The sequence below is a fragment of the Streptomyces marispadix genome (assembly GCF_022524345.1).
Lineage (GTDB): Bacteria > Actinomycetota > Actinomycetes > Streptomycetales > Streptomycetaceae > Streptomyces > Streptomyces marispadix.
The window spans coordinates 6,368,854-6,381,609 of record NZ_JAKWJU010000002.1 but is presented as its reverse complement, the minus strand read 5'-3'; the positions used below and the strand labels follow the sequence as shown (position 1 = coordinate 6,381,609).

11 protein-coding genes are annotated in these 12,756 nt (G+C 68.1%); 9 read left to right on the top strand and 2 right to left on the bottom strand.

The window, feature by feature from the left end; all coding sequences use genetic code 11:
• Positions 1 to 76 precede the first annotated feature (76 nt).
• Entirely contained in the window at positions 77 to 742 is a 666-nt protein-coding gene (locus tag MMA15_RS26510; protein ID WP_241062689.1) for a TetR/AcrR family transcriptional regulator, read from the bottom strand.
• A 61-nt stretch (positions 743 to 803) separates the two neighbouring features.
• On the opposite strand from MMA15_RS26510, the gene MMA15_RS26505 reads away from it, so the two are divergent.
• The gene (locus MMA15_RS26505; RefSeq protein ID WP_241062688.1) at positions 804 to 1,778 is read left to right on the top strand and encodes a hypothetical protein; all 975 of its coding nucleotides are present in this window, start codon (positions 804 to 806) and stop codon (positions 1,776 to 1,778) included.
• Between the two features lie 100 nt (positions 1,779 to 1,878).
• Here the strand turns inward: MMA15_RS26505 and MMA15_RS26500 are convergent, their stop codons facing one another.
• Entirely contained in the window at positions 1,879 to 3,183 is a 1,305-nt protein-coding gene (locus MMA15_RS26500; RefSeq protein WP_241062687.1) for a phospholipase D-like domain-containing protein, read from the bottom strand.
• Positions 3,184 to 3,904: 721 nt separating this feature from the next.
• On the opposite strand from MMA15_RS26500, the gene MMA15_RS26495 reads away from it, so the two are divergent.
• Genes MMA15_RS26495 through MMA15_RS26460 form a run of 8 tightly spaced genes read left to right on the top strand, consistent with a single transcriptional unit; the run spans position 3,905 to position 12,748 of the window.
• Positions 3,905 to 4,819 carry an NAD(P)-dependent oxidoreductase gene (locus tag MMA15_RS26495; protein WP_241062686.1) on the top strand — a complete coding sequence of 305 codons (915 nt, stop codon included), beginning with the start codon at positions 3,905 to 3,907 and terminating at the stop codon, positions 4,817 to 4,819.
• Positions 4,816 to 5,958 carry a PrpF domain-containing protein gene (locus tag MMA15_RS26490; RefSeq protein ID WP_241062685.1) on the top strand — a complete coding sequence of 381 codons (1,143 nt, stop codon included), beginning with the start codon at positions 4,816 to 4,818 and terminating at the stop codon, positions 5,956 to 5,958. The genes MMA15_RS26495 and MMA15_RS26490 overlap by 4 nt, the downstream gene beginning before the upstream one ends.
• A gap of 17 nt (positions 5,959 to 5,975) precedes the next feature.
• Positions 5,976 to 6,722: a GntR family transcriptional regulator gene (locus MMA15_RS26485; RefSeq protein ID WP_241062684.1), complete on the top strand. Its 747-nt coding sequence runs from the start codon at positions 5,976 to 5,978 to the stop codon at positions 6,720 to 6,722.
• Positions 6,719 to 8,188, top strand: coding sequence for an aldehyde dehydrogenase (locus MMA15_RS26480; RefSeq protein WP_241062683.1), 1,470 nt, complete (start codon positions 6,719 to 6,721; stop codon positions 8,186 to 8,188). The genes MMA15_RS26485 and MMA15_RS26480 overlap by 4 nt, the downstream gene beginning before the upstream one ends.
• Before the next feature lie 18 nt (positions 8,189 to 8,206).
• Positions 8,207 to 9,550 (top strand): MFS transporter, encoded by a 1,344-nt coding sequence (locus MMA15_RS26475; RefSeq protein ID WP_241062682.1) that lies wholly within the window; start codon positions 8,207 to 8,209, stop codon positions 9,548 to 9,550.
• A gap of 38 nt (positions 9,551 to 9,588) precedes the next feature.
• Positions 9,589 to 11,088, top strand: coding sequence for an FAD-dependent tricarballylate dehydrogenase TcuA (gene tcuA / locus MMA15_RS26470; RefSeq protein ID WP_241062681.1), 1,500 nt, complete (start codon positions 9,589 to 9,591; stop codon positions 11,086 to 11,088).
• Entirely contained in the window at positions 11,085 to 11,945 is an 861-nt protein-coding gene (locus MMA15_RS26465; RefSeq protein ID WP_241062680.1) for an isocitrate lyase/PEP mutase family protein, read from the top strand. Before tcuA ends, MMA15_RS26465 begins: the two co-directional genes overlap by 4 nt.
• Complete coding sequence (locus MMA15_RS26460) at positions 11,942 to 12,748, top strand: N-acyl homoserine lactonase family protein (RefSeq protein WP_241062679.1); 807 nt, start codon at positions 11,942 to 11,944, stop codon at positions 12,746 to 12,748. The genes MMA15_RS26465 and MMA15_RS26460 overlap by 4 nt, the downstream gene beginning before the upstream one ends.
• Positions 12,749 to 12,756 lie beyond the last annotated feature (8 nt).

The following is a 12,756-nucleotide window of genomic DNA, read 5'->3' as shown; positions in this document are numbered from 1 at the left end:
CGCCGCGTCCCGCCCGACTTCGATGCCTATTGGAACCTGACTGGAACTGCCTGAAGGCCCTGGCCGGGCCGTGAGGTTATCGAGGGCGTCCTGGCTCCTGCGATGCCTGGCCGGCGGCGGTGTGGAGTCCGGAGCACAGCACGTTGAATGCCTGGCCTGCCGCCGTGGCGACGGTGTCGCGGGCGTCGGCGGGCGGCTCGCCTGACAAGATCCGTCGTTGCAGTTCACGCAAGGCGGCCCGGTGTGTGCCGGCGACGGCCCCTGCGAGAAGCGTCAGCATCGGGGAGTCGCCCTGGTTCTGCCAGGCGGTCGGCGGGTGTTCGGCCAGGGCGGTCGCCAGCATGGCCTCGGCGCGTTCGCTGATCTCGCGTTCGCGTGCGCGCAGCGCGGCACTGTCGTGGATGACCTGCCAGAACCGGGGCGCGTCGGAGTGGAGCCCGAGGGCGGGGTCTTCGTGCCGCAAGGCGGTCAGCAGGTCGTCGCGGATGGTCTCCACTGGGCAGGCGCCGGGAGCACGGTTTCGCACCAACGTGGCGAGATGGCCCTCTACTTCTGCCTGACGGTCGAAGAGGAGGTCTTCCTTGGTGACGAAGTAGTTGAAGACGGTGTTGGTGGAGACGCCTGCGCGTTGTGCCACCGCGGCGACCGTGACCTGGTCGAAGCCGTGCTCCAGGAAGAGAGGCAGGGCGGCGTCGGCGATCGCCGTGCGGGTCTGCTGCTTCTTGATCTCTCGAAGGCCCATGCCCAGATGATAGTGTCGCCACAATTTTGCAGTGACACCAAGATTTCCGAGGTGAGTACGCATGGCTCTGCACTTCGGCATCTATCCCGGTGGGCTTCTGGGCGACGACAAGGGCATCGTCCACCCGGTCCGCCCGGATGTGCCGGACCGCATCACCGAGGCGCTCGACGCCCTCCAAGGCGACGCAGCCACCCTGCGGGTGCGCGCCTATCAGTCTTTCGCCCCCACTGTGACACCGCTGGAACCGCCCACGCCCACCGATCCCGCGACGTATGCGCAACGGGGCAGAAAGCTGGATCTCGTACTGCAATTCCGTGAGCCGTCCGGCGAGTTGGAGGGGTGGCCGGGGTTCGTCCGCGAGGCCGTTCGCGCCGGTGGGCCGCGGCTGGCATCCGTCCAGATCTGCGAAGAGCCCAATGCCGACCTTCCCGTGGTCGACGGCAGCACTCCCAACGTTCTGAACGCGCTCGTCGAAGGAGTCGTCGCGGCCAAGCAGGAGGCCCTGGCCCTGGGCCACAGCCTGGCGGTCGGCTTCAACGCGGTGCCGACCTTCGATCCGGACGACACCTTCTGGTCCGAGCTAGGCGCCCTGGCCGACGACCGCTTCCGGCAGAGCCTGGACTACGTCGGCCTGGACTTCTTCCCGGACGTGTTCCGTCCCATCGCCACTGAGCAGTTGGCGGAAGCGGTCACTGCGGTCCTCACCATGTTCCGGCGCACGGACCTGCCGAAGGCAGGCATCACCGGCAGCGTCGCGATCCGTATCTGCGAGAACGGCTGGCCCACCGGTCCGGGCCGCAGTGAACAGCAGCAGGCCACGGTCCTCGAGACCGTCGTGCGGACCGTGGCCGCCCTCTCCGACGACCTGAACATCGACGGATACTCGTTCTTCGCCCTGCGAGACGCCGACAGCACCGCCGAGGGCCTCTTCCACCGCTTCGGTCTGCTGCGCGACGACTACACCCCCAAGCCGGCCTTCGAAACGTACCGGCGTCTCATCGGCGAACTGGGCGGTCCGCCGGTCTGCCCGCGCTGATCGACGGAAGTCACGTGCCCGGAAGCCCCGGTTCAGGTCTCCCGGAAAGGCTCCGGGGAGCGGCACGCCGGCGGGCGTGGAGGCGTTCGGCCGACGATGCCTATTCCCGGGCCTGGCTCGGGTCGATCGGAATCTCTCGCGCCGTGTTCTCGGCGCGGTCCTCGGCGATCGACTGGCGCCCCGCGGTCCCGCAGCAGCGGGCGTACTGGTCCTGCCAGTCCGTCATGAACGTGTCGTAGGCGGAGCGGCCGACGAGCTTCAGGTCCGACTCGTCGTTGTGCCAGACGCCGTTGCTCGTCCAGTTCGAGGAACCGACGAACACGAGCTTGGAGTTGGCGGTACCCGCGTAAGTGCCGCTGACCATCATGTACTTGTCGTGGGTGTAGTGCCGGGCGTAGCCGTTGACGTCGGTGTCGCGGGTGGTGTCGTGCACGGCGATGTTCGGCCGGTTCCTCAGGTAGTCCTGCACGCTGTCGTCGACCATTCCGGCGGTGATCAGAATGTGGATCTTGACACCGGTACGTGCCAGGCCCGCCAGCTTCTTCGGCAGCTCCAGATAGTTCCGGTCGCCCGGCTGCCCGTGAGCGGTCCACTGGAACATGGCGATGTTGATCGTGGTAAGCGCCTTGACGTTGTTCAGGAAGTCGACCCAAGTGTCGCTCTTGGAGCGTGCCTTGGGCCACTGGTAGGAGGGCGGGGACAGCTTCCTGGCGGCGGTGGCGGCGGCCGAACTGTAGTAGTCGGGCGCCAGCGGGCCCGTGCCGTTGAGCGCTCCCTTGGCCATGGCGCCGAAGTAGCCGACGTAGGAGTTGTACAGGGCGACGTTGCCCTTGACTGTGGCGCTGCTGTTCCACGCCGTGCTGGCCTGGGCCGAGGTGGGGTTGGCGCTGCTGACGGTCACCGTCCTGTTCGCGTCGCTCCCGCCGCTGAGCATGTAGTACTTCGCGTGCAGGGAGGAGCCGGCGTAGTGCGTCAGGCAGCCGCCCGGGCACATGGCGGCGAAGCTGGAGGCCCGCGGGTCGTTGCCCAACTCGTCGACCAGCGACTGCCAGACCGAGTTGTCGCTGTGAGCGTCCATCAGCGCCTTGACGATGACGCCGCGCTGGTGCGCGGCGATCAGGGCTGCGGCGAACTCCGGGCCCGGGTGTGCGCTGCTGATCGAGTACATGGCGACGCGGATGGTCTGCCCGCAGCTTGCGCTGTTGATCGACTCGATGATCGGGCCCATGATCTTCATCTGGGCGGCGGGGTCCTCCGGGTCGTTGAAGCGCGGGCCGGGGCTGGAAGTGAACGTCCGGGACTCGCAACTGAGCGGGGGCTTGGCCCTCTTGACCGCGGCATGCGCCGGTGTCGGCGCCAGCATGGTGACGACCAGCGCGGTGATCAACGTGATCGTTCGCTTCATGAGCGGCCTTTCGCCGGGCTGTTGATGATGAAGAGTCGGATCGCCGCGAGAGGCCCACAGGGCTGCGAGGGCCGAGGCCGGAAAAGTGACGGATTGAAGCAGAACGACAAGGAAGCTCCCACGGCATCAAGTTGGTTGACTCATGTACCAACTTGCGACATGCGGGAACTTCGAATGGTTGCAGGACGAACCGAACCGTGACATAGCACTTGCATCCGTCATGAGCGGGAGTACGCCGCTATCGGCAATGAGTTGGGGATGGCTCCCGGTTCGGGACAGGCCGCCGAGGTCGAAGTGCCCGCGATGACACGCGCCGTCGGTAGTTCTGCCAGGGCCGTCTGAGACACCGCCAGGAGCAGCCATCGAAACCCGATAGGCGAACGGACCCAGAGCTTCGGCGAGTTGGGGCGGCGGCGATGCCCCCGGGGCGGGCTCCGCATGCCCGGCCGAGCCGAACGAGGGACCGCGAGACAAAGCGCGCCAGCTCACTCGACAACGCCCTGGGCGGACATCGGCCGCGCGTCCGCTGCCCGGAGTCCTCGGCCCGTCACGCGGCGTCGAAATCGGACCAAGCGAAAGAAAGTTCCCTGTCGCCTGTCGACAGACGACTGTCATCAGGCTTACGGTCTCGTCAACGATCGGCGGAACACCGATGCCTGGCCGGGCGATCAGCGCCCGCTCATCGACGACGACGCCTCGCCGATCACAGGGAGGTCCCGGAATGACAAGCGCGGATTCGGCAACGATCGACCGCCTGGGCTTCATCGGCCTCGGGGTGATGGGGTCCAGGCAGTGCCTGAACGTGTCGCGGAAGAGCGATCTGCCGCTGACCGTGTTCGACGCTCGGCCGGGCAACGCCGCTTCGCTGGTCGCCTCGGGTGCCGTCGCCGCTACGTCGGCAGGAGACGTGGCGGCGAAAGCGGACCTGGTGTTCCTCTCGCTGCCCGGAGGCGACGAGGTCGCGTCGGTCCTCTATGACGACGGGGGCGTCCTCGCCGGCGCCCGCCCGGGGACCCTGGTCGTAGACCTTTCGACCACACCCGTCGGGGTCGCACGCGAGGCTCATCGGCGCCTGGCCGAGCGGGGCGTGGGCTTCCTGGACGCACCGGTCGCCCGTACGCGGCGCGCTGCCGCCGACGGAACGCTGGCGATCATGGCGGGCGGCACCGCCGAGAACTATGCGAGCGCGGAGCCCTTCCTGCGCATGATGGGCACGGAGATCACCCACTGCGGTCCCGCGGGGGCCGGGGCACTGCTCAAACTGCTCAACAACACAGTGGTGTTCGAGACCGTCGTCGCGCTGGCGGAAGCGGTCACTCTCGCCCGGCGCAGCGGTCTCGTCTCCGACGAGGTCCTCTTCGACGTACTCGGAGGCGGCTCGGCCGCCAGCTTCGTACTCGAGAACCACGGGCGTTCCGCGCTGCTGCCCGATGAGCACCCCACAGGGGTGTTCCCCGCGTCGTACATGCGAAAAGACGTCGGCTACACGCTGGATCTGGCTTCCGAACTCGGTGTCGCCCTTCCGGCAGCCACGTTGGCGCACTCATTGCTCGGCCGCCTCTGTGAGCATGGACTCGGCGACAACTACCACACCGCGGTCGTCCGGTTGCTCGACCAGCGATCGGAGACGTCGTGAGCGGGGGCGTGCCCGCGGTCCTGATGCGGGGCGGTACGAGCAAGGGCGTGTTCCTGCACGCCCGCGACGTGCCGCCGCCGGGCCCGCGGCGTGACGCGCTGGTCCTCGACCTCATGGGCAGTCCGGACCCGATGCAGATCGACGGGCTCGGCGGTACGTACTCGAGTACCAGCAAGGTGATGATCGTCGAGCCCGGACCGGATTCGGGCGTGAGCTACTGGTTCGGTCAGGTCGGCGTCGACTCCCCCACCGTCGACTGGTCGGGGAACTGCGGCAACCTGACGACGGCGGTGGCGGCGTTCGCCGTGGACGAGGGCCTTGTTCCCGCGGTCTCGCCGGTGACCAGCGTGCTCCTCTTCAACCGCAACACCGACGTGTGGGTCGAGGCCGAAGTCCCGGTCGAGAACGGCCGCGTACGGACCCACGGTACGCAGCGCGTAGCGGGGGTGCCGCGGCCGGGAGCGCCGATCGCGACGCATTACCAGGACCCGGCTGGCTCGGTCACGGGCCGGCTGCTTCCCACCGGCCGGGGACTCGATGTGCTCGACCTTCCCGAGGGGCGGCTGCGGGTCTCGGTCGTCGACGCGGCCAGCGCGTTCGTGTTCGCTCTGGCCGCGGACCTCGACGTCGTAACGAGGGCGCGGACGGTGGCGCAGATGAACGCCGATGAACAACTGCTGGAGCGTATCGAGTCGGTGCGCGGGGCGGCGGCGCGGCTCATGGGGTCCGTCGAACGGGCCGAGGACGCCGCCCGGTTGTCTCCGGCCGTGCCCAGGATCGTCCTCGTGGCGCCGGGCGGCGATGTCGCCGTCGCCGATCTCGACGTGGTCGCGGTGTCGATGGGCGCCGTCCACCGTGCGCTGCCGATGACGGCGGCGCTCTGCCTGGCGGCCGCGGCAAGGATTCCCGGAACGGTCGTCAACGCGGCCGCCCGCACCGACGGTTGCGGAAAGGCCCTTCGGATCGCCCACCCGCTGGGCGAAGTCGAGGCCGTCTCAGATGTCGATTCGCCGGCGGACGACGCTCCGGCGATCAGGTCGGTCGGCGTGGTCCGCACGGCCCGGCGCCTGATGAAGGGAACCGTCTATCCCTTCGACGAAGAACTGACGGCCGCAGACGCGGAAGCCGAATTCGAATGACAGGAAACGGAGAAGACATGGAATCGGGGCGAAGTGCGGGAAACCCGCCTGGAGTCGAGGACCCCATGTTCCGTCCGCGGAGGTTCGCGGAGGACGTGGTGACGATACTCCGGCAGATGATCCTGTCCGGGGAACTCGCTGCCGGCGAGCGGATCAACGAGATCAAACTCGCGGACAGGCTCAAGATCAGCCGTTCCCCGATCCGTGAGGCGATGCAGACGCTGGCGGGAGAGGGGCTGGTCATAAGCGTCTCCGGCCGTGGGGCGTTCGTGGCGTCCTTCGACATGGAGGCCGTCGACCATCTTCTCGAAGTACGGGCCACGCTGGAATGCGCGGCTGCCCGCTTCGCCACGGTCCGGGCGGACGACGCCTCCCTCGACGAGCTTGAGGCGTTCTTGATGCGAACGAAGGACGCGCTGGGCGAGACCGGACATCCCTATCCGCGCGATCTGGATTTCCACGAGCAAGTCGTCGCCATGAGCGGCAATCCGAAACTCATGGACACCGTGCGCGGTGTCACGACCCAATACCAGCTCGCACGCGCGCGATCGAGCCAGAACCCCGGCCGCGCCCAGGCCGCTTACGCCGAACACTGCCGCATCTATCAGGCCCTGCGCGCACGCGACGCCGACGCCGCGGCCGCGGCGATGGCCGAACACCTCGAAGCCGCGCAGGCCCACGTCCGCGAGGTGTTGCGGGGCGAGAGCGCCGAAGGCGATTCCACCTCGGAACGGGACGCGGCCGCACACAGGGAGAAGCAGTGAAGAACGCGACGATGATCGTCGACGGGAAGCCGGCCGAAAGCGACACACGACGTGACGCCGTCAACCCGTACACAGGCGAGGTGTGGGCGACATTTCCCGAAGCCACACACGAGGACGTCGACCGTGCGGTGAATGCGGCCCGGCGCGCCTTTCAAGGAGGCTGGAGTTCTTCTTCCGGAGCCGAACGCGCTCGTCTCATGCACGCGTTGGCGGACCGGCTCGAATCCGAGGCGGACGCGATGGCACGGATGGAGAGCACCGACAACGGCAAGGTCATCCGCGAGACACGCAATCAAATGGGATTCGCGGCCCGGAACCTGCGCTTCTTCGCGGGATACGCGGACAAGCTCTACGGGCGGACGATCCCGCTGGACAATCCGGGGCTGTTCGACTTCACCCGCCGCCGTCCGCACGGTGTGGCCGCATTGATCACCGCGTGGAACTCCCCCATCGCACTGCTCGCCAACAAGCTTCCGCCCGCCCTGGCAGCGGGGAACACCGTGGTCGTCAAGCCGTCGGAGCACGCCTCGGTGACGACATGCGAGTTCGGCCGTATGGCGATCGATGCCGGCCTTCCGCCCGGGGTGGTCAATGTCGTCACCGGCGGACCGGAGGTCGGCGATGCGCTCGTCGGCCATCCAGGGATCGACAAGATCAGCTTCACCGGGGGCACCCCGACCGGTGCGCGAATCGCGGAGTCCGCGGGCCGTCGGCTCGTACCGGTCACGCTCGAACTCGGCGGCAAGTCCCCCAACATCGTCTTCGACGACGCCGATCTCGACCGGGCGGTCGTCGGCGCGGTCGCCGGGATCTTCGCCGCCGCAGGACAGACATGCATCGCGGGCTCACGTCTGCTCGTGCAGCGGTCGGTCTATCCGGAGGTCGTCGACGCCATCACGAAAAGGGCCGCGGCCATCCGGCTCGGCGACCCGCTCGACGCCTCCACGGAGATGGGACCGGTCGCGAACCGCCCGCAGTTCGAGCGCATTGTGAAACTCATCGAGAAGGGGAAGCAGGAAGGCGCGACGCTCCTGACCGGCGGCGGTCCGGCCACCGGACCCGACCTGGCCGACGGACTGTTCATCGCGCCCACCGTGTTCGGAGAGGTCTCGCCCGGCATGCGCATCGCCTCCGAAGAGGTCTTCGGGCCGGTGCTTTCGGTCATTCCCTTCGACGGCGAGGAAGAGGCCGTCGAAATCGCGAACGGAGTCGAATACGGACTCGCGGCCGCCGTCTGGAGCCGGGACATCGAACGCGTGCACCGCGTGGTCGACCGCCTGGAAGCCGGATCGGTCTGGGTGAACACCTACCGCACAAACGCGGCTCAGGCTCCTTTCGGAGGCATCAAAAGCAGCGGATACGGCCGCGAACGAGGCGAGGAAGCCCTCGCCGAATACACCTTCGTCCAGAACGTCATGGTCGATTACTCGGGGGCCGCCCGTGACCCGTTCTCCATAAAGACATAGCCGGGAAGGAAACACGCAATGTCCCAGAGCGGTAATGGCACGTCGCAGAAACAGAGCCGGAGAGTCGCCGTAGCGACCTTCGTGGGAAGCGCCATCGAGTGGTACGACTTCTTCATCTACGGGACGGCGGCAGCGCTGGTCTTCAACAAGCTGTATTTTCCGGAGGCATCGCCGACCTCGGGAACACTTCTCGCATTCGCCACGTTCGCGACCGGCTGGCTCGCCCGGCCCATCGGAGGCGTACTGGCCGGGCACTTCGGTGACCGGCTGAGCCGGAAGAACATGCTGGTGGTCACCGTGATGGGGATGGGCCTGTCCACGGTCCTCGTCGGTCTGCTGCCGACGTACGCGACGATCGGTGTCGCCGCACCCATCCTGCTGGTCGTGCTCCGCGTCATCCAGGGACTGGCCGTGGGAGGCGAGTACGGCGGCTCGGTGGTGATGGCGCTCGAACACGCCAAGACGGGCAGGCGTGGTGTAGCGGCGAGCTGGCCGCAGGTCGGGGTGCCGGCCGGACTCGTGCTGGGGACGGGCGTGTTCTACGCGTTCGCGACCATGCCCGAGGAAACGTTCCTCTCTTGGGGCTGGCGCATTCCCTTCCTGCTCAGCTTCGTACTCGTCGTCTTCGGGCTCGTGATCCGGGTCAAGATCGTCGAGAGTCCCGTGTTCGCGGAGGCCCAGGACCGGGGAACGGTGGTGCGCATTCCGCTCGTCGAGGTCGTGCGGAATCACTGGCGCCGAGTGCTGCTGATCATGGTCGCGCACATCGCGCCGAACACCTTCTTCTACACCTTCGCCACCTTCGTGCTGAGCTACGCGACGACACAACTGGGGTTCTCGACGGGGAGCGTCCTGATAGGCGTGAGCCTGGCGGCCGTCGTCGAGGTCATCACCCTGCCGATGTTCGCGCGGCTGTCGGACCGGCTGGGGCGCCGGCCCGTGTACATCGCGGGGCTCGCCGGACTCGCGCTCATCACGTTCCCGTTCTTCTGGATTCTCGAACTGCGGTCCGGGTGGGCCCTGTTCGGCGCGCTGGCGATCGGCTTGGGCGTCGCGCACTCCGCCGTATTCGGAACCCAGGCCAGCTTCTTCTCCGAGCTGTTCCCGACAGCGATCCGGTACACCGGGCTGTCGATGGGATACCAAGTGGCAGGCGCCCTGTTCGGGGGGCCCTTGCCGATCATCGCGACCGCTCTGATCACCGCCACCGCCGGAGCGCCGTGGCTGTTCGCGGCATACATGGTCGCGACCGCGGTCGTCAGCGCCGCCGCCGCGTTCCTGGCGCCGGAGACGTCGCGCCTGGAATTCAAAGAGGACCGGCCGGCCGGCGTGCACGCCGAAAAGGTCGCCGTCGAATCCTGACTCCTGCTCGAAATCCGATTCACAGAAGGGGACTTGCTGTGCCCAATGCAGAATACGACGTGGTCGTCGTCGGCGCGGGAAACGCCGGACTGGTCACGGCGCTGACCGCCCACGAGGCGGGCGCCCGCGTCCTGGTTCTCGAGGCCGCGAGCTTCGAGGAACGCGGAGGCAACAGCCGGTTCTCCGGCTCCATCTTCCGCGCCGTCCATTCCGGGCTGGATTCGATCAAGCCGATCCTCGCCGACCCCGAGGAGGAGGTGCTGGATCAGGTGACGGTGGGCCCGTACTCACGGGAGCGCTACATCGACGACTGGCTGAGCACCTCGCAGAACCGCCCGCCCAGGGAGCTGGTGGAGACAGTCGTCGACCGGTCGTTCAAGACCCTGGAGTGGATGCGCGACAAGGGAGTCGAGTGGGAGCTGACCTCCGGCAAGCTGTTCGACACCGGCAAGCTCGACCGCAAGTACGACGTGCCTCCGGGTGGTGCGATCCGTGTGCGGGGCGAGGGCGTGGGCCTGGTGGCCGCGCTGTTCAAGGCAGTCGAAGACGCCGGGATCGACATCTGGTACGACGCCCCAGCGGCCTCCCTCGTCACGGAAGGGTCGACCGTCGTGGGTGTACGCATCCGCAGGGAGCGTGCCTTCGAGGAGGTGCGCGGGTCGGTCGTACTCGCCAGCGGCGGGTTCGAAGCCAATCCGGAGATGCGGCTGCGCTACCTCGGGCCCGGCTGGGACCTGGTGAAGGTGCGGGGCACCAGGTTCAACATGGGCACGATGCTGGCGCAGGCCCTCCAGGCCGGTGCCCAGCCGGCCGGGCACTGGGGCGGGTGCCATGCCAGCCCTCAGGACGCCGCCCACCCTCCCGTCGGCGATCTGCGGATGACGGACAAGCTGAGCCGCTACTCGTTCCCGTACTCGCTGCTGATCAACTCCGACGGGCGCCGTTTCGTCGACGAGGGCGAGGACCAGGTCTGGCTGACGTACGCGAAGACCGGCAGCGCCATCCTCGCGCAGAAGGGCAGCGTGGCCTACCAGTTGTTCGACGAGAAGACCGCGCACCTGCTGGAGCCGCGCTACAGCACGGGCACACCCGTAGAGGCCGGAACGCTGAAGGAGCTCGCAGGCAAACTGGGCCTACCCGCCGAGGAACTGGTGGCCACGGTGACCGCCTTCAACGAGTCGGTCGCCGCCGACGCCGCCGCCCGCTTCGATCCGCTGACGCTCGACGGGCTGATGGCGCGACCCGCCGGGCAGCCCCCCAAGTCCAACTGGGCACAGGCCCTCGACAAGGGACCGTTCATCGCCTACCCGGTGACGTGCGGGATCACCTTCACCTACGGCGGGGTCAAAGTCGACACGGACGCACGCGTCATCGATGTGACAGGGCGTGCGATGCCCGGGCTCTACGCGACCGGGGAGATCGCCGGCGACTTCTTCCACTACAACTACGCCGCCGGTTCCGGCCTGATGCGCGGCGCCGTGTTCGGGCGGATCGCCGGAGCCAACGCCGCCGCGCATGCGAAGGGCGGCACCCGATGAGCCGCCTCCGGGAGCTGATCGACTCCGGCCGGGTCCTCGTCGTACCGGGAGCCGCGAACGCGCTGACGGCACGGGTCATCGAGGACTGCGGATTCCCCTGCGTGTACGTGACGGGCGCCGGGGTGGCGAACACCCAGCTCGCCGTGCCCGACGTGGGGCTGCTGGCGTTCTCCGAACTCGCGGCCCAGGTCTCGGCGATCCGCACTGCCGTCGACGTACCGCTGATCGTCGACGCCGACACCGGTTTCGGCGGCCCACTGAACGTGCACCGCACGGTGCGCGAGCTCGAACGGGCGGGCGCGGACGCCATCCAGATCGAGGATCAGACCTTCCCCAAACGGTGCGGCCACTTCGAGGGCAAGAACGTGATCGCCCCGGCGGACATGGTGGCGAAGGTGCACGCAGCGGTCGACGCACGTGCCGACGACGGCACCCTGATCGTGGCGCGAACCGACGCACGCGCGGTCAACGGACTCGAGGACGCGTGTGAGCGCGCGAACACCTACCACGAGGCAGGCGCCGACATCGTGTTCGTGGAGGCCCCCCGGTCGGAGGCCGAGATCGAGACCGTCGCCGCGAAGGTCGGAGCACCGCAGGTCGTCAACTTCGTGGTGGGCGGTGCGACCCCGCTGCTGTCCGAACAGCGCCTTCAGGAACTGGGGTTCGCGATCGCGCTGCACGCGAATCTGCCGCTCCTCGCCGGGATCGAGGGCATGCAGCACGCGTTGAGGCTGCTCCGGGACGGGGCGCCGCTGTCGGACGCGCCTCTGGCGACCTGGGAGGAACGGCAACGGCTGGTGCGGCGTGCGGAGTTCGAGCAGCTCGACAGCCGGTTCAGCACGGAGGAGGTCCGATGACGGAACAGCCGTGTGCCTCCGCGCACACTCATGAGGTCTACGCGGTCAAGTTCGCCGAGCATCCGGGCGGAACACGCGGCGAGTACTTCCACGGAAGCGCGGCGGAGCCTCGCGGCGCTTCGGCGCCCCTGGACTATTTCGTCTGGCTGGTGCGTACGCCGCAGGCCGACATCGTGGTCGACGCGGGCTTCACAGCCGAGACGGCGGAGAAACGCAAGCGCGTCTACCACCGGACACCGTCGGCGGCCCTGGCGCAGCTCGGGACCGACTGCTCGGCCGTCCCCTGGGTCGTCCTGTCGCACTTCCACTACGACCACGTCGGCGAACTGGAGGCGTTCCCGAACGCCCGATTCGTCGTCCAGGCCGAGGAGATGGCGTTCTGGACCGGCCGGTTCGCCGCCAGGGGGGAATTCCGCAGGCTGATCGAGGAACAGGACATCACCCGGCTGGTCAGCCTGAGCCTGGCGGGCCGCCTGCGCTTCGTCGACGGTTCGAGCGAACTGGTGCCCGGCGTGCGCGTCCACCTCGTCGGAGGGCATACGGCCGGGACCCAGGTGGTCAGCGTCGCGACCGCCCGCGGGACCGTCGTACTCGCGGCCGACGCCTCGCACTTCTACGGCAACGTCTGTGACGATGCGCCCTTCGCCATCCACACCGACCTCGCCGGGATGTACGGCGCCTTCGACCTCATCCACGAACTCGCGAGCGGGCCCGAGCTGATCGTGCCCGGCCACGACCCCGAAGTCCTGCGGCGCTTCGATCCGGTGGCCGGCATCGACGGCACCGCGGTCCGCATCGCATGACAGGCCGC